Source organism: Streptomyces albicerus (genome assembly GCF_008905045.1).
Classification (GTDB): domain Bacteria; phylum Actinomycetota; class Actinomycetes; order Streptomycetales; family Streptomycetaceae; genus Streptomyces; species Streptomyces albicerus.
This window is the reverse complement of record NZ_VWMY01000042.1, coordinates 55974-77469: the sequence shown is the minus strand read 5'-3', so window position 1 is coordinate 77469 and position 21496 is coordinate 55974. Positions and strand designations below refer to the sequence as shown.

Sequence of the window (21496 nt, the reverse complement as noted above, 5' to 3'; positions counted from 1 at the left end):
CGCGGAGCACCGGGGGTCTCACCGTTACTGAACAATCGAGTTTCAGGACGGACCCGTAACACCTCTAAACTGACCCCGTGACCGACAACGCTCAGCAGCAGCCGCCAGCCAACACCCCCGAACTGCCGACCCAGTACGCGCCGGCCGAGGTAGAGGGGAAGCTGTACGAGCGCTGGGTGGAACGGGGCTACTTCGAGGCGGACGCGAACAGCGAGAAGCCGCCGTACACCGTTGTCATCCCGCCGCCGAATGTCACGGGCAGCCTGCACCTGGGCCACGCCTTCGAGCACACGCTCATCGACGCTCTCACGCGCCGCAAGCGCATGCAGGGTTACGAGACGCTGTGGCAGCCCGGCATGGACCACGCCGGTATCGCCACGCAGAACGTCGTCGAGCGTGAGCTGGGCAAGGAGGGCAAGTCCCGCCACGACCTGGGGCGCGAGGCCTTCGTCGAGCGCGTCTGGCAGTGGAAGGCCGAGTCCGGCGGGCAGATCTCCGGGCAGATGAGGCGGCTCGGTGACGGCGTCGCCTGGGCGCGTGAGCGCTTCACCATGGATGAGGGTCTCTCGGAGGCCGTTCAGACCATCTTCAAGAGGCTGTACGACGACGAGCTGATCTACCGCGCCGAGCGCATCATCAACTGGTGCCCGCGATGCCTCACCGCCATCTCGGACATCGAGGTCGAGTACCAGGACGACGACGGCGAGCTCGTCTCCATGAAGTACGGCGACGGGGACGACACGATCGTCGTCGCCACGACCCGTGCCGAGACGATGCTCGGTGACACCGCCGTCGCCGTTCACCCCGACGACGAGCGGTACAAGCACCTCGTCGGCAAGCACATCCAGCTTCCGCTCACCAACCGGTCCATCCCCGTCGTCGCCGACGAGCACGTCGATCCCGAGTTCGGCACGGGCGCCGTCAAGGTGACACCCGCGCACGACCCGAACGACTTCGAGATCGGCCAGCGGCACGACCTGCCGGCCATCACGATCATGGACGAGCACGCCGTCATCACCGCACACGGCCCCTTCCAGGGCCTGGACCGCCTGGAGGCCCGTTCCGCCATCGTCGCCGCCCTGCGCGCCGAGGGCCGGATCGTCGCCGAGAAGCGGCCGTACGTCCACAGCGTCGGCCACTGCTCGCGCTGCAAGACCACCATCGAGCCGCGTCTTTCCATGCAGTGGTGGGTCAAGGTCGGCCCGCTGGCGAAGGCCGCCGGTGACGCCGTCCGTGACGGGCGCGTCAAGATCCACCCGCAGGAGATGGAGAAGCGGTACTTCGACTGGGTCGACAACCTCCACGACTGGTGCATTTCGCGGCAGTTGTGGTGGGGACACCGAATTCCGGTCTGGTACGGGCCGAACGGCGAGGTCGTGTGCGTCGGTCCCGACGACGAGGCCCCGACCGGCGAGGGCTGGACGCAGGACACCGACGTCCTCGACACCTGGTTCTCCTCCGGCCTGTGGCCGTTCTCCACGCTCGGCTGGCCCGAACAGACCGAGAGCCTCGCGAAGTTCTACCCGAACTCCGTCCTGGTCACCGGCTACGACATCCTGTTCTTCTGGGTCGCCCGGATGATGATGTTCGGCCTGTACGCGATGGACGGCACCCCGCCGTTCCACACCATCGCCCTGCACGGCATGGTCCGCGACCAGTTCGGCAAGAAGATGTCGAAGTCCTTCGGCAACGCGGTCAACCCGCTGGACTGGATGGACAAGTACGGCTCCGACGCCCTGCGCTTCACGCTCGCGCGCGGCGCCAACCCGGGCGTCGACGTGCCGATCGGTGAGGACTGGGTCCAGGGTTCGCGCAACTTCGCCAACAAGATCTGGAACGCCACGCGCTTCGCGCTGATGAACGGCGCCACGATCGAGGGCGAACTGCCGCCCGCCGAGCAGATGTCGGCCACCGATCGCTGGATCCTGTCCCGGCTGAACGCGACGGTCGCGGAGGTCGACGCCCTCTACGAGGACTACCAGTTCGCCAAGTTGTCGGACTCCCTTTTCCACTTCGCATGGGACGAGGTCTTCGACTGGTACGTCGAGCTGTCGAAGACGACGTTCATGGCGGGCGGCGCGGCCGCCGACGTCAGCAAGCGGGTCCTGGGCGAGGTCCTGGACGTCACGCTGCGGCTGTTGCACCCGGTCGTGCCGTTCGTCACGGAGACGCTGTGGACCACCCTCACCGGTGGTGAGTCGGTCGTGATCGCCGACTGGCCCAAGGACAGTGGTTTCCGGGACGCCGACGCCGAGCGCGAGATCGAGACGCTTCAGCAGGTCATCACCGAGGTCCGCCGCTTCCGTGCCGACCAGGGGCTGCAGCCGGGCCAGCGGGTCCCGGCCCGGCTGACCCTCGACGGGACCGCGCTGGCCCCGCACGAGGCGGCCATCCGCCAGCTGCTGCGCCTCCAGCCGGAGGGCGACGCCTTCACGGCCACGGCGACCCTGCCGGTCGCGGGCGCGCAGGTCGCGCTCGACCTCTCCGGCACGATCGACGTGGCGGCGGAGCGCAAGCGCCTCGCGAAGGACCTCGCGGCGGCCGAGAAGGAGAAGGCCCAGGCGAACGCCAAGCTCGGCAACGAGGCGTTCCTCGCCAAGGCCCCGGACCACGTCGTGGAGAAGATCCGCACACGGCTCGCCAAGGCGGACGAGGACATCGCCCGCATCCAGGCCCAGCTGGACCGCCTGCCGGAGGCGTAGGCGCACTCCGCCGGACGGTTGTCCGTACGTGGCCGAGGGCCTCGGAGCCGAGTACGGTTCCGAGGCCCTCGGCATGCGCATGTCCCCGCCCATGCCCCTGGTCGCCCCTGGTCGAATCGCCGCGCCCGGTGTGTCCGGACCTGTCCCCGCCTCTGTCGGTGATGCTCCGTAGACTGGGCGTGTGAGTGAGCTCCCGCACGACAGCAGTGAGTCCGACCCGTCCGACCTGTTCGACGAGATCGTCGAAGCGGAGACGGAGCGCGACCCCGACCTCGCCGTGATCGAGGCCGGCAGCCGCACCCTGCGCACGCAGGGCGGGCTGCCGCAGTCCGACATCCCCGCGCGCCCGGCCGACCCCGAGACCGACAAGGCACTGCGTGAGGTCGAGGCCGAGCTGGCCACCCGCTGGGGCGAGACCAAGCTGGAGCCCTCCGTGAGCCGGATCGCCGCGCTCATGGACGTGCTCGGGGAGCCGCAGCGCGCGTATCCCTCGATCCACATCACGGGGACCAACGGCAAGACGTCCACCGCCCGCATGATCGAGGCCCTCCTCGGCGCCTTCGACCTGCGCACCGGGCGGTACACCTCGCCGCACGTCCAGTCGGTCACCGAGCGGATCAGCCTGGACGGGGCGGCGATCACCGCCGAGCGGTTCATCGAGACGTACCGGGACATCCAGCCGTACGTCGAGATGGTCGACGCCCGGCAGGAGTTCCGGCTCTCCTTCTTCGAGGTGCTCACGGGCATGGCGTACGCGGCCTTCGCGGACGCGCCCGTCGATGTGGCCGTGGTGGAGGTGGGGATGGGGGGCAGCTGGGACGCCACGAACGTGATCGACGGCGATGTCGCCGTCGTGACCCCGATCGATCTGGACCACACAGACCGGCTCGGCACCACTCCTGGCGACATCGCCAAGGAGAAGGCCGGGATCGTCAAGCAGGACGCGACGGTGATCCTGGCCCAGCAGCCCGTCGACGCCGCCCAGGTGTTGCTCAAGAAGGCCGTCGAGGTCGATGCCACCGTAGCCCGCGAGGGGCTCGAGTTCGGCGTCGTGAGCCGCCAGGTCGCCGTCGGCGGGCAGCTGTTGACGCTCCGCGGTCTCGGCGGGGAGTACGACGAGGTGTACGTGCCGTTGCACGGCGCCTATCAGGCGCACAACGCGGCGGTGGCGCTCGCCGCCGTGGAGGCGTTCTTCGGTGTCGGGTCCCAGCGGCCCGAGCCGCTCGACATCGACACGGTCCGCAAGGCCTTCGCGTCGGTTACCTCGCCGGGGCGGCTCGAGATCGTGCGGCGGTCGCCGACGGTGGTGCTGGACGCCGCGCACAATCCGGCCGGGGCCCGTGCGACGGCCGAGGGCATCCGTGAGGTCTTCGACTTCAGTCGGCTGATCGGTGTCGTTGGGGCAAGTGGGGACAAGAACGTACGGGGGCTGCTGGAGGCCTTCGAGCCGATCTTCACCGAGGTTGTCATCACGCAGAATTCCAGCCACCGGGCGATGGACGTGGATGCGCTCGCCGGGCTCGCCGTCGAGGTGTTCGGGGAGGATCGCGTGCAGGTCGAGCCTCGGCTGGACGATGCGTTGGAGGCCGCGATCACGTTGGCCGAGGAGGAGGCCGAGTATGCGGGTGGTGGTGTCCTCGTGACCGGTTCCGTCATTACGGTCGGCGAGGCCCGACTGCTGCTGGGGAGGGGCTGATCCATGCGCACGCTCTGTGCTTCGACGCTGATCGGTGAGTTCTTCGTCATCGGGTTCGCCGGGCTCGTCGCCATGAAGGATCCCGATCTGTCCATGACCACGGTCTGGACGGTGAGCGGGGTCGCCATGGTGCTGTGTCTGCTGCTGTGCGGGATGATCACGCGGCCGGGGGGTGTTCAGCTGGGCTGGGCGCTGCAGGTCGGGCTGATCGCGAGTGGGTTCGTCGTGCCGGTCATGTTTTTCTTGGGGGCTGTCTTCGCGGCTCTGTGGTGGGCCTCGGTTCACTTCGGGCGGAAGGTGGAGGAGGCGAAGGAGCGGTTTGCTGCGCAGGCCGAGGCGGGGGGTAACGCGGCGTAGGCTGCCGCCCCGGACCTCGCGATCGGCCTGGACGGCCGCGTCCTCAAACGCCGCACGGGCTGGGTGGGCGGGGCCGGCTGGGAAGTGAACGTGACCGGCTGCTGGGCGGTCGCCGGAGCGGCTGTTGAGCAAACGCCCGGTCAGCTGCCCCGTATCACCTGACGCTGCGTAAAACGCACCCGGACACGCCCTGTAACCTCGGTCGTCCGCACATCTGTGACCTGAAGGAGCCACCACCGTGAGCCAGCGCACCCTCGTCCTTCTCAAGCCCGACGCGGTCCGTCGTGGCCTGACCGGCGAGATCATCAGCCGGATCGAGCGCAAGGCCGGCTGGGAGATCACCGCGCTGGAGCTGCGCACGCTGGACCAGGACACGCTGGAGCAGCACTACGGCGAGCACAAGGGCAAGCCCTTCTACGAGCCGCTGGTCGCCTTCATGGCCTCCGGCCCGGTCGTGGCGCTGGTCGTCGAGGGCGAGCGCGTCATCGAGGGCGTACGGGCGCTCTCGGGCCCGACCGACCCCATCGCCGCCGCCCCCGGTTCCATCCGCGGCGACTTCGGCGTGATCGTCCGGGAGAACCTGATCCACGCCTCCGACTCTGAGGAGTCCGCCGCCCGCGAGCTGAAGATCTTCTTCCCGGGCCTCGCCTAACCGCTACCGCGGCGGAACCGGAACCCGGGGCCCGGGGCCCGGGTCGCCCGAGCTGTGCGCCTGGGCAGGGTGGTGTAGTAGCTCTCGCCGGACCATGCGCGGCGAGCAGCCGTGCCTGGGCACAGTAGTTGGGCGCGGCGCCCCCAGGGGCCTGCGCCCGCGGGCGCAGCGTCGGGCACGGCGCCACGCACCCCGGCGCAGAGGCACCACCAGGCGTGGCGCCCAAACGCCGGCCTGGGAGCGCCGGGCCTGGGAACCTTGGTCCCCTGCCCGGGAGGGCCGGCTCCGCACCCCACAGCTCGCTCGTCGGAGCGTCGGACACTGCGCCCGGGCACCTCGCGCGGGGCGCGGTGTCCGGTTCTCTGCCCGGGAGGGCCCGGGCTCAGCGCTTGGTGTCTCGCCCGGTCGGCGTCGGACGTGGCGCCTCGGCGTCCCCTGTGGGCATGTATCAAACAGGGCACTTCGGGCATCTCGCGTGCGCGTAGTGGGGGCCGTTGCGCCGGGCCGCGGCAGCATGGGTGCCTGGTGCACCGCTGCTCCCGGCAGGGACCGTCGGCGATGGCGATGTGGCGTCCCGCGTGGGTGCAGGTGTCGGACAGGGCAACTTCGGGCATCCTGCGTGCGCTCAGCGCGGGGCGTGGCGCATGGGGCCCGTGTGCGCGGGCCGTGGCAGTAACGGGTGTGCGGTGCAACTGCCGTGCCCGGTGTGGGGCATCGGGCACGGTGCTCAGGCGTCGTGTCGACCCGGGCGCAAGCGTCGGTCGTGGTGCCCCTGCGCGCCGAGCTGCTGAGCTGCCGGACTCCGGTAGGCGTAGGCTCCGGGCCGGCGGCGCGCCCGGGAGATCCGTTCTCCGGTTGGAAGGCTCGGGCCCTACGGTAGGCCCGGGTCCAGGGGGAAGCCGGGCGCCCATCCCCGCGGCCCGGCGCCCAGCCGTCAGGTGCCGTCCGTCAAGCCGCATCGAAAATCTTCTGACACTCTGTCAGTCGGCTATGCGTCTGACCTGGGGTAGCCGCAGAATGGCAGTCGTCCGTTGGCATATGCGTGGCGATCGGGGGAACGCGTTCCCCCGATGGCCCGTCTCCACAAGCGAGGCGGCTCGTCATCTGCTGACAATGGCGAAGACCCTCGCGCGGTGTTCGTGCAGGCGAGACTACGATGGAAGCCTTCACGTCACAGCGCTCACCCTCGCCGACCTAAAAAGCCATCAAAAGCTCCACTTGGGAAGGCCAGACGAATCCTGATGGGGAACTCAATGTCGTTCATCGGCCGTGACATGGCTGTCGACCTCGGGACCGCCAACACGCTGGTGTACGTCAGGGGTCGCGGGATCGTACTCAACGAGCCGTCCGTCGTCGCGATCAACACCAACACCGGTGGCATCCTCGCGGTCGGCGCGGAAGCGAAGAAGATGATCGGGCGGACGCCGGGCAACATCGTTGCCGTGCGCCCGCTGAAGGACGGTGTCATCGCCGACTTCGAGATCACCGAGCGCATGCTCCGCTACTTCATCCTGAAGATCCACAAGCGGCGCTATCTCGCCCGTCCTCGTGTCGTCGTCTGTGTGCCCTCCGGCATCACAGGCGTCGAGCGCCGTGCCGTCATCGAGGCGTCGTCCCAGGCCGGCGCCCGCCAGGTGCACATCATCGAGGAGCCGATGGCCGCGGCCATCGGCTCCGGCCTGCCGGTCCACGAGGCCACGGGCAACATGGTGGTGGACATCGGCGGCGGCACCACCGAGGTCGCGGTGATCTCGCTCGGCGGAATCGTCACGGCACAGTCCATCCGCGTCGCCGGCGACGAGCTGGACAACGCGATCATCCAGCACATCAAGAAGGAGTACTCGCTCCTTCTGGGTGAACGGACGGCCGAGCAGATCAAGATCACGATCGGTTCTGCGTACGACCTCGACACTGACGAGCACACCGAAATCCGCGGCCGGGATCTCGTCTCCGGGCTGCCCAAGACCGTCGTCATCTCGGCCGCCGAGGTCCGCAAGGCGATCGAGGAGCCCGTCAACGCGATCGTCGACGCGGTCAAGACCACCCTCGACAAGTGTCCGCCGGAGCTGTCCGGTGACGTCATGGACCGTGGGATCGTGCTGACCGGCGGCGGCGCCCTGCTCCGCGGCCTCGACGAGCGGCTGCGTCGCGAGACGGGCATGCCGATCCACATCGCCGAGGATCCGCTGGACAGCGTGGCGCTCGGTTCCGGCAAGTGTGTCGAGGAGTTCGAGGCGCTCCAGCAGGTGCTGGACGCCCAGCCGCGCAGATGACGTAACTCTTCGATTCCGCCGTACGAGATGATCCCTTCTCGTACGGCGGATCGTTGATATTGAGGCATAAGCTCCCCCATAACACCCGCGGGTTCCGCCCTCCGGGGCTCTCCTGGGTGAGCCATACACGAATTCCGACGAGGAAGGCACGGCCGCCGCACGTGAGGGACACACGAGAGAGCCGGCTGCTCCTGGTGCTGCTGATCGCCATCGCGTTCGCTTTGATCACGGTGGACATCCGCGGCGGCGAGGATTCGCCGGTCGACGGTGCCCGGCAGGCAGCCGCCACGGTCTTCGGCCCGATCGAGGATGGGGTGTCGTCCGCCGTCGACCCCGTCGGCAACGCGATCCAGGCCGTGAAGGACTCCGGCGAACGCCACGATCGCATCTCCCAACTCGAGCGCGACAACGCCGCGTTGAAGGCGAAGCTGGGCAGCGACGACCGCAACCGCAGTCGCCTCAAACAGCTCGACAAGATCCTCAAGACGGCCGGCGCCGGGCAGTACGGCATCAAGGGCGCCGAGGTCATCGCCATAGGGGCGGCCCAGGGCTTCTCCTGGACGGTCACGATCGACGCCGGCGCGAACGACGGCCTCAAGCGCGACATGACCGTCCTGAACGGGGACGGGCTTGTCGGGCGGGTGACGACCGTCGGGCCGAACACCGCCACCGTGCTGCTCGCCAGCGACCCCGACTTCACGGTCGGTACGCGCATGGAGTCCACCGACGAGTTGGGCTTCGCGTCCGGCCAGGGCGACCGCCCGCTGCGCGTGGAGATGCTCAACGGCAAGGCCAAGATCAAGAAGGGTGACCGCCTCGTCACCTTCGGCTCGCAGGCCGACAGGCCGTTCGTGCCGGGTGTCCCCGTCGGCATCGTGTCCCGGGTGGACCCCTCCGGCGGCGACCTGACCCGCACGATCTACGTCACGCCGTACGTCTCCTTCACCAAGCTCGACGTCGTCGGCGTCGTCGTCCGGGCCCCGCGCGAGGACCCGCGTGACGAGGTACTGCCGCCCAAACCCAAGCCAACGCCCACGCCGACCGTGACCGTGACGGTCACGCCCTCGGCCGACGCGCCCGCCGACGGTCTGCAGCAACAGCAGCAAGAGCAGTAGGAGCTGAACCCCCATGCGCTTCAACCGAATGCTGCTGTCCACGACCCTGGTGATCGTCGCCCTGGTGATCCAGGTGAGCGTCCTCGCCCGCCTCCACCTCCCGGGCGCCGTCCCCGACCTGCTGCTGCTCACCGTCCTTGGCCTCGCCCTGGTCTACGGCCACACCGGCGGCGCCCTCATCGGCTTCGGCGCGGGCCTCCTCGCCGACCTGGCCCCGCCCGCCGACCACGCGGCCGGGCGCTACGCCCTCGTGCTGTGCGTCATCGGCTACCTCGCCGGACTCGCCAAACCCGAGAACGGCCAACTCAAGTCCGCGACCGGCCCGATGGCCGTGGTCGTCGCCGCCGCGATCGGCTCCACGCTCCTGTACGCGGGAGTCGGCGCCCTCGTCGGCGACACCGCCGCCCGCCATGTGGGCCTCGGCAGCCTGCTGTTCACGGCCGCGCTGTACGACCTGCTGCTCGCCCCGTTCGTGGTCCCCGGAATCATGGCCCTGGCGCGGCGCGCCGAGAACGATCCGCTCGCCGAGACCGGCGGCTCGTCCAAGGCGACCGACGTCTCCGCGGGCTGGCTGACCTCCGGCACGGGCCTGCGCATCGGCAGCCAGCGCGGCGGCCTGAGAGTGCGGGCGGCCAAGGCGAGGGTGGCGCGCGCGGGACGTATCAAGGGGGTCAAGCGGCTGTGAGAGTGGCGCCCTCGACGACAGCACACCGAACGCCCGCGACAACAGCACACCGAATGAGCTGAGGGAGGGGGAGCAATGACCAACATCCCGGAGACCGGCCGGACCCCACGGGTCCAGATCAGGCTCGTCGTCATCCAGATCCTTGTTCTGTCCCTCCTCGGCACGCTCGGCGCACGCCTCTGGTACCTCCAGATCCGTGAGGGCGACGCCTACGCCAAGGAGGCCTCCGGCAACCACGTCCAGCAGGTCGTCAGCCCCGCCGTGCGCGGCTCGATCCTCGACGCCCGCGGTGTACCGATCGCCGACAACGAGACCCGGCTCGTGGTCTCCGCGTCCCGCACCGACCTGCTGAAGATGAAGGACGACGGCAAGGCGGTCCTCAGCAAGCTCGCGGGCGTGCTCGGTCTGAAGGCCAAGGACGTCATCGAGAAGGTCCGCCTCTGCGACTCGAAGACACCGCAGCCGTGCTGGAACGGCTCGCCTTACCAGCCGATCCCCGTCACCGACGAGGCCACCCCCAAGCAGGCCCTGCAGATCCGCGAGCGCGCCGAAGACTTCCCCGGCATCACCGCCGAACCGCAGGCCGTCCGCCGCTACGCCGCCCCCGGTGAGGCCAACACCGCACAGGTCCTCGGCTATCTCTCGCCCGTCACGGACGAGGAGATCACCAAGGCCAAGGACACCGACTCGCCGTATCTGCGCTCCGACCAGGTCGGCCGAAGCGGCCTTGAGCGCCAGTACGACAAGGCACTGCGCGGCAAGGCCGGCGTCACCCGCTACGAGGTCGACAAGCTCGGCCGCGTCATCGGCCAGGCCAAGAGCGACAAGGCCGAACCCGGCGCGAACGTCGTCACCAGCATCGACTCCCGAGTCCAGCGCGTCGCCGAGTACGAGCTGAACCAGGCGATGAAGGACGCCCGCAAGGAGTTGGACAGGAACACCGGCGAGAACTACAAGGCCGACTCCGGTGCCGTCGTCGTCATGGAGGCCAAGACCGGCCGCGTCGTCGCCATGGCGTCCAACCCGTCCTACGACCCGAACGCCTGGGTCGGCGGCATCTCCGGCAAGGACTACACCAGGCTCACCGGCAAGGACTCCAACTACCCGCTCCTGAACCGCGCGATCCAGGGCCAGTCGGCCCCCGGCTCGGTCTTCAAGGTCATCCCGACGGCCGCCGCGGTCAACGCGGGCTACTCCTTCGACGGCCCCTACCAGTGCTCCAGCTCGTACTCCGTCGGCGGCCAGGTCTTCAAGAACTTCGAGTCCAAGGGGTACGGCCCGATCAGCCTCGGCCGTGCCCTGGAGGTCTCCTGCGACACCGTCTTCTACCGGCTCTCGCACGAGGAGTGGAAGCGCGACGGCGGCATCAAGCCGAACAAGAACGCCGGCGACTGGTTCTACAAGACGGCCCACCAGTTCGGCCTCGGTAAGGAAACCGGCATCGACCTGCCGAACGAGGTCACCGGCCGCGTCCCCGACCGCCAGTGGAAGCAGGACTACTGGAAGGCCAACAAGGACGCCTGGTGCAAGTACGGCAAGAAGGGCGGCACATACGCCCAGCAGATCGCGTACGAGAACTGCCTCGAAGGCAACCGGCTGCGCGCCGGTGACTCCGTCAACTACGCGATCGGCCAGGGCGACACGCTCGTCACACCGATCCAGATGGCGACGATCTATGGGGCGATCTCCAACGGCGGCACCCTCTACGACCCGACCGTCGGCAAGGCGATCGTCAGCCCCGACGGCAAGACCGTCCAGGAGATCAAGCCGAAGTCGCACGGCAAACTGCCGATGACGCAGCAGACCCTCAGCGAGATAGACGGTGCCCTCGAGGGAGTCGCGACCCGCGGTACGGCCGCCTGGCGCTTCGGCGGCTGGCCGCAGGACGAGATCCCGATGCACGCCAAGACGGGTACGGCCGAGGTCTACGGCAAGCAGACGACCTCATGGTTCACGACATACACCGAGGACTACACGGTCGTCATGACCATCTCCCAGGGCGGTACGGGCTCCGGCGCCTCGGGCCCCGCCGTACGCAAGATCTACAACGCGCTGTACGGCGTCTCCGAGGACGGCGCCATCGACAAGAAGAAGGCCCTGCTGCCCGAGCCCCAGAAGAGCCTGCCGAAGATCGAGAAGGACGGTTCGATCGACTCCCCGAAGGCCGAGGCGTACCCGCCGCCGAAGGACGAACAGGCCTCCGAGGAGGGGCAGCAGCCGGTGAACGGTGACAACCCGGCCGCCACCGTGCCCGACCCCAACACCGGCAACAACCGCGACACCCGACGGCGTACGGCCCGCCCGAAGAAGAGGCGGAGGACGCTCACATGACCGGCGCGAACGGCTTCTCCGTCTCCGGGTACGGACCCCAACGCTCCAGCTGGACGCGGCTGTTCGCCCGCGACTCGCTGGCCCGCAGACTCGACTGGCCGATACTGTTCTCGGCCATCGCGCTCTCCCTGATCGGCGCGGCCCTCGTCTACTCGGCGACCCGCAACCGCACCGAGCTCAACCAGGGCGACCCGTACTACTTCCTGGTCAGACACCTGCTCAACACGGGCATCGGCTTCGCCCTGATGATCGGCACGGTCTGGCTCGGCCACCGCACCCTGCGCACGGCCGTACCGATCCTGTACGGGATCTCCGTCTTCCTGGTCCTGCTGGTGCTGACCCCGCTCGGCGCGACCATCAACGGCGCGCACGCGTGGATCGTCATCGGCGGCGGCTTCTCGCTCCAGCCCTCCGAGTTCGTGAAGATCACGATCATCCTGGGCATGGCGATGCTGCTCGCGGCCCGGGTCGACGCCGGCGACAAGCCGTACCCGGACCACCGCACGGTCCTGCAGTCCCTGGGCCTGGCCGTCGTACCGATACTGATCGTCCTGCTCATGCCCGACCTCGGCTCGGTCATGGTCATGGTGATCATCGTGCTCGGCGTGCTGCTCGCCTCCGGCGCCTCCAACCGCTGGATCTTCGGGCTGATCGGCACCGGCGCGGTCGGCGCGATCGCGGTCTGGCAGCTGGGGATCCTCGACGAGTACCAGATCAACCGCTTCGCCGCCTTCGCCAACCCCGAGCTCGACCCGGCCGGCGTCGGCTACAACACCAACCAGGCACGCATCGCGATCGGCTCCGGCGGCCTCTTCGGCACCGGGCTCGGCAAGGGCTCGCAGACCACCGGCCAGTTCGTCCCCGAACAGCAGACGGACTTCGTCTTCACGGTCGCGGGCGAGGAACTCGGCTTCGTCGGCGCCGGACTGATCCTGCTGCTGCTCGGCATCGTCCTGTGGCGGGCCTGCCGCATCGCTCGCGAGACGACCGAGCTGTACGGCACGATCGTCGCCGCCGGGATCATCGCCTGGTTCGCCTTTCAGTCCTTCGAGAACGTCGGCATGACCCTCGGCATCATGCCGGTGGCGGGTCTACCACTTCCCTTCGTCTCCTACGGAGGCTCGTCGATGTTCGCCGTCTGGGTGGCCGTGGGGCTCCTGCAGTCCATCAGAGTTCAACGACCGATGTCCGCCTAGTGAACTTTGGGGGTCTGCCCATGTATCGGATTCGCGACTAGATTCGGTTCATGGCGGAGACAAAGCGGGAGATCGAGCGGAAATACGAAGCGGACGAGAGCGCCGGACTGTCGGACCTGCCGGACCTGACGCGCGTCACCGGCGTCTCGGCCGTCATCGACAAAGGCGTGGCCGAACTCGACGCGACCTACTACGACACGGCCGACCAGCGGCTCGCCGCCGCGTCGCTCACCCTGCGCCGCCGCACCGGTGGCGACGACGCGGGCTGGCACCTGAAACTGCCGGTCTCCGATGGCGTACGGGACGAGATCCACGCCCCGCTGTCCGACACCGTGCCCCGCACGCTCACCGGACTCGTCCGCTCCCGGGTGCGCGACGCCGAACTGGTCCCCGTCGTACGGCTGCAGTCGGCCCGCGACACCCGCCACCTCGTCGACGCCTCCGGCGGCCTGCTCGCCGAGATCAGCGTCGACCGCGTACACGCCGAACGGCTCAACGGCGGCGACGGCACCGCCGAATGGACCGAGATCGAGGTCGAGTTGGCGGACGACGGCGACCCCGCCTTCCTCGACAAGGTCGAGAAGAAGCTCCGCAAGGCGGGCGTACGCCGCTCCAAGTCGGCGTCCAAGCTGGCCAGGGCCCTCGGGGAGACGGGACGGGCACCCCGTACGGAAGCTGTCGTGGCAGCGGAACCGGTCACGGCCGGGGACCACGTCCTCGCGTACGTCCGCGCCCAGCGTGACGCGATCATCGAGCTCGACCCCGCCGTCCGGCGTGACGTGTACGACTCCGTCCACCGCATGCGCGTCGCCACCCGCCGGATGCGCAGCGCCTTCCGCTCGTACGGGAAGGTCCTGGACCGGGCCGTCACCGACCCGATCGGCGACGAGCTGAAGTGGCTCGCCGGGGAGCTGGGCGTCGACCGCGACCAGGAAGTCCTCACCGAGCGGCTGACGGCGGCCCTCGACGAACTCCCGCGCACCCTGCTCGCCGGACCCGTCCGCACCCGGCTGCGCACCTGGGCGCACGCTCGCCGCTCCGGCTCCCGACGCCATCTGATCGCGGTCCTCGACGGCAGGCGCTACCTGGACCTGCTCGCCGCCCTCGACACGCTGCTCGCCACCCCGCCACTGCTCAAGGCGGCCTCGGACAACGCGGAAAAGGTGATCGGCAAGGCCGTACGCAAGGACTTCGACAAGCTGTCGGGGCTGGTCGGACAGGCCGTCGACCTGTCGCCCGGCGCGGAGCGCGACCTCGCCATCCACGAGGCGCGCAAGAAGGCCAAGCGCACCCGGTATTCGGCGGAGGCCGCCACCCCCGTCCTCGGCAAACCCGCGAAGAGCCTGGTCGGGGACATGAAGTCCCTCCAGACCCTGCTCGGCGAGCACCAGGACAGCGTCATGGCCCGCATTGCCCTGCGCGACGTCGCGACCCAGGCGCACGCCGCGGGGGAGAGCGCCTTCACGTACGGGGTCCTGTACGGGCGCGAGGAGCAGACGGCGGTGTCCGTCGAGGCCGAGCTGCCGGGGACGTGGGACACGATCCGGAGCGGGATGGCCCTCTGAGGACTCCGAGGACGCCTGAGGACGCCTGAGGACCTCCGCGAGGACCCACGGGGGCCCGGAGTAGCCCTGCCCGGACGAGGGGCGGAGGGCGGCCGCGGGTCCGTTAGGCTTGAGGGTCATCCCTGTCAGATTTCACCTCACGAAGGTTCGCGAGATGTCTGCCGAAGTCGCTGCATCGGTGTTCCCGCAGCTCGAAGCTCTGCTCCCGCATGTGCAGAAGCCGATCCAGTACGTCGGCGGAGAGCTCAACTCCACGGTCAAGCCCTGGGACGCCTGTGACGTCCGCTGGGCGCTCATGTACCCGGACGCGTACGAGGTCGGGCTGCCCAACCAGGGCGTCATGATCCTTTACGAGGTCCTGAACGAGCGCGAGGGTGTGCTCGCCGAGCGCACGTACAGCGTGTGGCCGGATCTGGAAGAGCTGATGCGGGAGCACGACGTCCCGCAGTTCACGGTGGACAGTCACCGGCCGGTGAAGGCCTTCGACGTGTTCGGGCTGAGCTTCTCCACCGAGCTGGGCTACACGAACATGCTGACGGCGCTGGACCTGGCGGGCATCCCGCTGGAGTCCAAGGACCGGACGCTGGACGACCCGATCGTGCTGGCCGGCGGCCACGCCGCCTTCAACCCCGAGCCGATCGCCGACTTCATCGACGCGGCGATCATCGGCGACGGCGAGCAGGCCGTGCTCGACATGACCGAGATCATCCGCGCCTGGAAGGCGGCGGGCCGCCCCGGCGGCCGCGAGGAGGTCCTGTTCCGCCTGGCGAAGACGGGATCGGTGTACATCCCGGCGTTCTACGACGTCGAATACCTCCCCGACGGCCGTATCGCCCGCGTGGTCCCGAACAAGTCGGGCGTCCCGTGGCGGGTCAGCAAGCACACGGTCATGGACCTGGACGAATGGCCGTACCCCAAGCAGCCCCTCGTCCCCCTCGCGGAGACGGTCCACGAGCGGATGTCGGTCGAGATCTTCCGGGGCTGCACGCGCGGCTGCCGCTTCTGCCAGGCGGGCATGATCACCCGCCCGGTGCGCGAGCGCTCCATCACCGGCATCGGCGAGATGGTCGAGAAGGGCCTCAAGGCGACGGGCTTCGAGGAGGTCGGCCTGCTGTCGCTCTCGAGTGCCGACCACAGCGAGATCGGCGACATCGCGAAGGGCCTGGCGGACCGGTACGAGGAGGACAAGATCGGCCTGTCCCTCCCCTCCACCCGTGTGGACGCCTTCAACGTCGACCTGGCGAACGAGCTGACCCGCAATGGCCGGCGCTCGGGCCTGACCTTCGCGCCGGAGGGCGGCTCCGAGCGCCTGCGCAAGGTCATCAACAAGATGGTCTCGGAAGAGGACCTGATCAGGACGGTCTCGACGGCGTACGGCAACGGCTGGCGCCAGGTGAAGCTGTACTTCATGTGCGGCCTGCCGACGGAGACGGACGACGACGTCCTGCAGATCGCGGACATGGCGATGAAGGTCATCGCCGAGGGCCGCAAGGTCTCCGGCCAGAACGACATCCGCTGCACGGTGTCGATCGGCGGCTTCGTCCCCAAGCCGCACACGCCGTTCCAGTGGGCGCCGCAGCTCTCGGCGGAGGAGACGGACGCCCGCCTGGAGAAGCTCCGCGACAAGATCCGCGGCGACAAGAAGTACGGCCGCTCCATCGGCTTCCGCTACCACGACGGCAAGCCGGGCATCGTGGAAGGCCTCCTCTCCCGCGGCGACCGCCGCATCGGCTCGGTCATCCGCGCCGTGTACGAGGACGGCGGCCGCTTCGACGGCTGGCGCGAGCACTTCTCGTACGACCGCTGGATGGCATGCGCCGACAAGACCCTCCCCGCCCTCGGCGTGGACGTCGACTGGTACACCACCCGCGAGCGCACCTACGAGGAGGTCCTCCCCTGGGACCACCTCGACTCCGGCCTCGACAAGGACTGGCTCTGGGAGGACTGGCAGGACGCCCTCGACGAGACGGAGGTCGAGGACTGCCGGTGGACGCCTTGCTTCGACTGTGGGGTGTGCCCGCAGATGGACACGCAGATTCAGATCGGCCCCACGGGCAAGAAGCTGCTGCCGTTGACGGTGAAGAAGCCTGTGGCCAGTGGGCACAGTCACTGAGGTGATCGGGGAGTCGGCGGACATGGCTGATGCTGCCGCTTGCTGATGCTGTGCCTTCAGGGCCCGCATTGAGACCCTCCTGACCTCCGGGGTGGAGGGCCTCGGTGTGGCGGTGGAGCGGGGCTAGGCGGGCACGGCCGTGTCCCGTGCCACCGACACGATGAGTTCGCGCAGGCCCTCGACGTACAGCCGCATGTTCTTGTGGGCGACATCGGTGCCCGGATAGCGGCTGGCGAACTGCAGGCCGTCGTGGACCCTGGTGAGCCAGGCGCACACCTGATCGCCGTACGAAACCCGGATCAGCGCGTGCGCCTTCATGCTCTGCCACTGGTCCGATCCCGGAAAGCCGCGCGTGTCGACGAACGAGACGATCGAGTGCAGGTCCGGAGACGTGGGCCGGAAGTCGGAGCCCAGCAGACGCAGCACGCGGGCGAGGGGCATCCGGGACAGCAGCCTGTTCTTGCGCAACTCGGCGCGGACCGTCGCCAGCGCGCTGTCGAAATCCGGCGCCTGAGCCACGGAGATCTCGATCGGCGCGCCGCCCACGTACCAGCCCACCGAGTCGAGCCACTGGGACTTCACCCTGGTGTGGAACGGCACGACGGTGCGGTACACGCGCTGCCCGCCGATCTCGTGGACGATGAGGGCGGTGGCGGCGAGGATGCCGACCAGGACTCCGCCGTACGGGCGGCAGTACGCCTCGAAGGCTGCCGCGTCCGCGTCGTCCACGAGCATTTCGCGCATCAACTTCTGGGTCGGCAGCGGCCCTTCGGGGTCGAGGCCGAGGTCGACGGGGAAGTTCGGCAGCTTCCCGTCGCAGTCGGCGACGAACTCGCGCCAGCGGGCGACGATCGCGTGGGTTTCGTCGATCTGATCGGCGTTCGTCCGCTCGATCGCGCAGAAGTCGACGTAACTGGCGGTCGGCAGGGTCTCCGCGGCGCGGCCCGCGAGAGCGGCCTCATAGAGCTCGTGGATCTCGGCGGGGATGCGGTAGATCGAGTACGCGTCGACGTTGCTGTGGTCGAACACCATGTAGACACTCGCGCCGTCCTCCCTGACGACTGCGGCGTAGATGAAGTTCGGCCAGCTGAGTGCGTCCGCGGCGACGTCGAAGCGGCCCTCCAGGTACCGGGTCAGCGCTGCCGCGTCGGCGAAGTCGTCCACGTCCTCGCGGTGCAGCGCGACGGCGTCCGCGTCCAGCGTGAAACGCCGCATCTCGTCGCCGACCCAGCGGAATCCGCTGCGCAGTGTCTCGTGCCGAAGGGTCCAGGCCCGCAGTGCCTTCTGGAGGACATCGATGTCGACCTGCCCTGGGATGTCGAACGCCGTTCCGCTCCAGGTCGGTACGAACAACCCGTCTTCGCGTACCGAACGCGCCGTTCGTACATGCGATTCCTGTACGTAGGCGGGTGGCCGGGAATCCTCCGGCAGACCGGCCGCCGCCTCGACGGTCGTCGGATGCAGCGTCCACTCCACCAGGTGTCCGGGCCGGATCTCGCAACGCTGGATATCGGTCATACGCAAGGGGCTCTCCGTTCCCGGCATCGCTCGATGCCCATATCAGCCCAACGAGGCTTTGATCCGAAAGAGACGCGATGGCGCACGGCTCCGCGCGGACACCGGGTCATCGTCGGGCCGCGGTCGATCGCCCTGGCCGAGTCCTCGCGCGTCGCGCCACAATGACGCGATGCCGCAGCTGGTCAGTCCTGATCCCCGATTCCGGGCCTCCTTCCTGGAGGCCGTGCGGGAAGACCTCGCCGAGGGCGAGCACTTCGGAAACACGCTCAAGCGGGAGCTCGCCGTGTACGGCGACAGCTGGCACGAGCCGGACGGATTCGCGCGCTATGTCGCGGCGGTCCGCGAGGAGGAATCGGAGGAGGGGCGTCGCCCGGAGGGCTTCGTGCCGGGCAGCTGGTTCTGGTACGTGGACGGGGACGTCTACCTGGGCCGGATCCAGATACGGCACCGACTCACCCCGCATCTACGCGACTTCGGCGGTCACATCGGCTACGGAGTACGGCCCCCCGCGCGCAGGAAGGGGTACGCCACCGCCATGCTCCGTGACGTGCTGCCGCGCGCGCGTGCGCTCGGGCTCGATCGTGTTCTCGTCACCTGCGACACCACCAACATCGGCTCCCGCAAGGTGATTGAGGCCAATGGTGGGGAGTTCGAGGACGAACGGGGCGGAAAGCTGCGGTTCTGGATCCGTACGGGCCGTTGATGCGTCCTCGTCGGTATGGACCTGGAAAAGTCGCCGTCGCCGGCACCACCCGAGACGTCTGCGGCGCCCGCGCCGGATGAGGCGTCTCGTACGCCCGCGACGTCTGGCGCGTCTGTGGGGCAGCGGGACGCCGCTCCCGAGGGGTGTCTTGCCGTCGCGATCCGTATTCCGGTGCGGATCGTGGTGTTGGTGCTGGTCGTGCCGGTGCGGATGGTGTGGGACGCGCTGGTCGTCGGCGGGCGTTTGCTCAGGGACACGGTCCTCCGGCCGGTGGGACGGGCCATCGAGTGGCTGCTGACCGGGCTCGGGCACGCGCTGGTGTGGCTGGGCAAGCTGGTGTTCGTCTGGCCGTGGGTGGGGCTGTGGCGGTACGTGGTCGTGCCGGTGGGGAAGGGGCTGGCCTGGCTTGGGCATGTGCTGCTGGTCGTGCCCGCCTTGTGGTTGTACGCGCGGGTGTCGACGCCCTTCGGCCACGGTGTCGTGTGGGTGCTGCGGGGGATCGGAGCCGGATGCGCCTGGCTGTGGCGCGTGTTGGTGGTCGCTCCCGCGAGCTGGTTGCACCGGGCGCTGCTCGCCCCGACCGGGCGGGGGCTCGCCTGGCTGGCCCGGGGCTTCGGGTCCGGGGTGGCCTGGGTCGCGCGAGGTCTGTGGGGCGGGATCACATGGCTCGGCAGTGGTGTGTGGGCAGGCGTGACATGGGTCTCCCTGGGGCTCTGGGCCGGTGTCGTATGGGTCGCCAGTGGCGTGTGGGCCGGTGTCGTATGGGTCTCCCGGGGTCTGTGGAGCGGCATGACATGGATCGGTGGGGGCCTGTGGGCCGGCATGACATGGATGGGTCGTGGGATCTGGGCCGGGGTGACCTGGATCGCCATGGTCGTCGGGACCCTTCTGCGGTGGATCTTCGTCGTGCCCGCCGTCGCTCTGTGGCGTTGGGTGCTCGCGCCGATCGGACGAGGCATCGCCGTCGTCGCGCGGGAGATCGGCGAAGCTCTGGGGCACGCGTGGCGGGTCGCCGGGCATGTGTCGCTCGCCGTCGGGCGGTTCCTCGGACGACTCTTCCGATGGATCTTCGTGGAACCGGTGCGATGGGCGTACAAGAGCGTGCTCACGCCCGTCGGACACCTCGTACGGGACGCCGTCTGGCGGCCCGCGGCGGAGGCGGCCCGGAGCGTGGGCCGCACCACCCGGCAGGCCCTGGCGAGCGCCCGCGAGACGGCACGGCAGACCCGCGCCGACATCCGGCGCATGCTGTTCGGAACCCCGCGCGAGCCCGAGCCGGTGCGGCCGGCCAAACCGAGCGCCGAACCGGAGCCGGTGTCCTGGGCCAAGCCGCGCAGCGAACCGGAGCCGGTGCGGCCGGCCAAACCGAGCGCCGAACCGGAGCCGGTGTCCTGGGCCAAGCCGCGCAGCGAACCGGAGCCGGTGCGGCCGGCCAAACCGCGCGCTGAACCGGAGCCGGTGTCCTGGGCCAAGCCCGACGTGAGCCGTTAGCACGTGCCGGGCCATGCCCGGAGGGAACCGGACGCGGGCGAGACGCGTACCCTGGAGCAAAGGTCCAGGCGCGGAGTGCCTCCGCCCACGCGGGGGCGATCCGGAGTGGACGACGCCGAGCAGGCGTCAACCGGAGTTGTCCTCGCCGACGCGGGGATCGCGTCACGGACCGCCGTATACAAGGAGAAGTAGCACTGGGCAAGCGACAGCCCGAAGGCCCGCCGCCCGCACCCGCGGTGCAGCGCATCCGACTGCGCTACACCAAGCGCGGCCGCCTCCGGTTCACCAGCCACCGTGACTTCCAGCGCGCCTTCGAGCGTGCGCTGCGCCGCGCCGAGGTGCCCATGGCGTACTCGGCGGGGTTCACGCCGCACCCGAAGGTGTCGTACGCCAATGCCGCACCCACCGGCACGGGCAGTGAGGCCGAGTACCTGGAGATCGCGCTCACCGACGCGCGCGACCCCGACAAGCTGCGCGAGCTCCTCGACGAGTCGCTGCCCGCCGGGCTCGACATCATCGACGCGGTGGAGGCCCGTACGTCGGGTCTCGCCGACCGGCTCAGCGCATCCGTGTGGGAGCTGCGCCTCGACGGCGTGACCCCCGAGGACGCGGAGCGCGCGGTCGACGCCTTCAAGTCGGCCGAGACCGTCGAGGTCCAGCGCAGGACGAAGAACGGCATGCGCACCTTCGACGCCCGCGGCGCCGTCGCGAGCCTGGAGGTGCGCAGCACACAGTGTGAGACGGACAGCACACAACCTGAGACGCACAGTCCACAGGCTGATAGGCCGACCGACCAGCCCTGTGCGATACTGCGGCTGGTTGTTCGGCACGTGACGCCTGCCGTTCGACCTGACGACGTCCTGTCCGGTCTCCGAGCTGTGGCCGACCTGGCGCCGCCGGTCCCCGCAGCGGTGACCAGGCTGGCGCAGGGGCTTTTCGATGAAGAGACCGGCACGGTGACCGACCCGCTCGCGCCCGACCGCGAGGCAGTGGCAGCCGCCTCACCCATGGCCGCAGCCACCGCCGCCGCGAAGGCGCCGGCGTAAGGAAGGTCCCGCGTAAGGACGGACGTCGAAGCGCCGCCCTCGTATCCGGGAGC

15 protein-coding genes are annotated in these 21496 nt (G+C 69.2%); 14 read left to right on the top strand and 1 reads right to left on the bottom strand.

Features of this window, described 5'->3' with window-relative positions:
• Positions 1-77 precede the first annotated feature (77 nt).
• The 11 genes from GAS53_RS33835 to GAS53_RS33785 all read left to right on the top strand — a co-directional run bounded on the left by GAS53_RS33835 (position 78) and on the right by GAS53_RS33785 (position 16685).
• A complete protein-coding gene (locus GAS53_RS33835; RefSeq protein WP_151481571.1) occupies positions 78-2702 on the top strand; it encodes a valine--tRNA ligase in 2625 nt (874 codons plus the stop codon).
• 181 nt (positions 2703-2883) lie between these two features.
• A complete protein-coding gene (gene folC / locus GAS53_RS33830) occupies positions 2884-4398 on the top strand; it encodes a bifunctional tetrahydrofolate synthase/dihydrofolate synthase (protein WP_151481570.1) in 1515 nt (504 codons plus the stop codon).
• 3 nt (positions 4399-4401) lie between these two features.
• On the top strand, positions 4402-4755 hold the full coding sequence (locus tag GAS53_RS33825; protein WP_151481569.1) for a DUF4233 domain-containing protein: 354 nt from the start codon (positions 4402-4404) through the stop codon (positions 4753-4755).
• Between the two features lie 238 nt (positions 4756-4993).
• Positions 4994-5407 carry a nucleoside-diphosphate kinase gene (gene ndk / locus GAS53_RS33820; RefSeq protein WP_151481568.1) on the top strand — a complete coding sequence of 138 codons (414 nt, stop codon included), beginning with the start codon at positions 4994-4996 and terminating at the stop codon, positions 5405-5407.
• Between the two features lie 1253 nt (positions 5408-6660).
• The gene (locus tag GAS53_RS33815) at positions 6661-7680 is read left to right on the top strand and encodes a rod shape-determining protein (RefSeq protein WP_081217257.1); all 1020 of its coding nucleotides are present in this window, start codon (positions 6661-6663) and stop codon (positions 7678-7680) included.
• A gap of 161 nt (positions 7681-7841) precedes the next feature.
• A complete protein-coding gene (gene mreC, locus GAS53_RS33810; RefSeq protein ID WP_151481567.1) occupies positions 7842-8795 on the top strand; it encodes a rod shape-determining protein MreC in 954 nt (317 codons plus the stop codon).
• Positions 8796-8808: 13 nt separating this feature from the next.
• The gene (gene mreD / locus GAS53_RS33805) at positions 8809-9480 is read left to right on the top strand and encodes a rod shape-determining protein MreD (RefSeq protein ID WP_151481566.1); all 672 of its coding nucleotides are present in this window, start codon (positions 8809-8811) and stop codon (positions 9478-9480) included.
• 75 nt (positions 9481-9555) lie between these two features.
• Complete coding sequence (gene mrdA / locus GAS53_RS33800; RefSeq protein WP_151481565.1) at positions 9556-11811, top strand: penicillin-binding protein 2; 2256 nt, start codon at positions 9556-9558, stop codon at positions 11809-11811.
• Entirely contained in the window at positions 11808-13007 is a 1200-nt protein-coding gene (gene rodA / locus GAS53_RS33795; RefSeq protein WP_151481564.1) for a rod shape-determining protein RodA, read from the top strand. Before mrdA ends, rodA begins: the two co-directional genes overlap by 4 nt.
• Before the next feature lie 50 nt (positions 13008-13057).
• Positions 13058-14572: a CYTH and CHAD domain-containing protein gene (locus GAS53_RS33790; RefSeq protein ID WP_151481563.1), complete on the top strand. Its 1515-nt coding sequence runs from the start codon at positions 13058-13060 to the stop codon at positions 14570-14572.
• A gap of 154 nt (positions 14573-14726) precedes the next feature.
• A complete protein-coding gene (locus GAS53_RS33785) occupies positions 14727-16685 on the top strand; it encodes a TIGR03960 family B12-binding radical SAM protein (protein WP_151481562.1) in 1959 nt (652 codons plus the stop codon).
• 123 nt (positions 16686-16808) lie between these two features.
• On the opposite strand, the gene GAS53_RS33780 is transcribed toward GAS53_RS33785, so the two are convergent.
• Positions 16809-18203: a condensation domain-containing protein gene (locus tag GAS53_RS33780; protein ID WP_151481561.1), complete on the bottom strand. Its 1395-nt coding sequence runs from the start codon at positions 18201-18203 to the stop codon at positions 16809-16811.
• Between the two features lie 169 nt (positions 18204-18372).
• On the opposite strand from GAS53_RS33780, the gene GAS53_RS33775 reads away from it, so the two are divergent.
• The 3 genes from GAS53_RS33775 (at position 18373) to GAS53_RS33765 (ending at position 21443) form a co-directional block, all read left to right on the top strand.
• Entirely contained in the window at positions 18373-18906 is a 534-nt protein-coding gene (locus tag GAS53_RS33775) for a GNAT family N-acetyltransferase (RefSeq protein ID WP_151481560.1), read from the top strand.
• Between the two features lie 15 nt (positions 18907-18921).
• The gene (locus tag GAS53_RS33770) at positions 18922-20397 is read left to right on the top strand and encodes a hypothetical protein (RefSeq protein WP_404829364.1); all 1476 of its coding nucleotides are present in this window, start codon (positions 18922-18924) and stop codon (positions 20395-20397) included.
• Positions 20398-20633: 236 nt separating this feature from the next.
• Positions 20634-21443, top strand: a complete 810-nt coding sequence (locus tag GAS53_RS33765; protein WP_151481559.1) for a TIGR03936 family radical SAM-associated protein — start codon at positions 20634-20636, stop codon at positions 21441-21443.
• The last annotated feature ends 53 nt before the right edge of the window (positions 21444-21496 follow it).

Bases quoted from the DNA above. Each gene is read 5' to 3' on its own strand.
- GAS53_RS33825 (WP_151481569.1), top strand. From the start codon at position 4,402: ATGCGCACGCTCTGTGCTTCGACGCTGATCGGTGAGTTCTTCGTCATC.
- GAS53_RS33815 (WP_081217257.1), top strand. From the start codon at position 6,661: ATGTCGTTCATCGGCCGTGACATGGCTGTCGACCTCGGGACCGCCAAC.
- mreD (WP_151481566.1), top strand. From the start codon at position 8,809: ATGCGCTTCAACCGAATGCTGCTGTCCACGACCCTGGTGATCGTCGCC.
- mrdA (WP_151481565.1), top strand. From the start codon at position 9,556: ATGACCAACATCCCGGAGACCGGCCGGACCCCACGGGTCCAGATCAGG.
- rodA (WP_151481564.1), top strand. From the start codon at position 11,808: ATGACCGGCGCGAACGGCTTCTCCGTCTCCGGGTACGGACCCCAACGC.
- GAS53_RS33790 (WP_151481563.1), top strand. From the start codon at position 13,058: ATGGCGGAGACAAAGCGGGAGATCGAGCGGAAATACGAAGCGGACGAG.
- GAS53_RS33785 (WP_151481562.1), top strand. From the start codon at position 14,727: ATGTCTGCCGAAGTCGCTGCATCGGTGTTCCCGCAGCTCGAAGCTCTG.
- GAS53_RS33780 (WP_151481561.1), bottom strand. From the start codon at position 18,203: ATGACCGATATCCAGCGTTGCGAGATCCGGCCCGGACACCTGGTGGAG.
- GAS53_RS33775 (WP_151481560.1), top strand. From the start codon at position 18,373: ATGCCGCAGCTGGTCAGTCCTGATCCCCGATTCCGGGCCTCCTTCCTG.
- GAS53_RS33770 (WP_404829364.1), top strand. From the start codon at position 18,922: ATGGACCTGGAAAAGTCGCCGTCGCCGGCACCACCCGAGACGTCTGCG.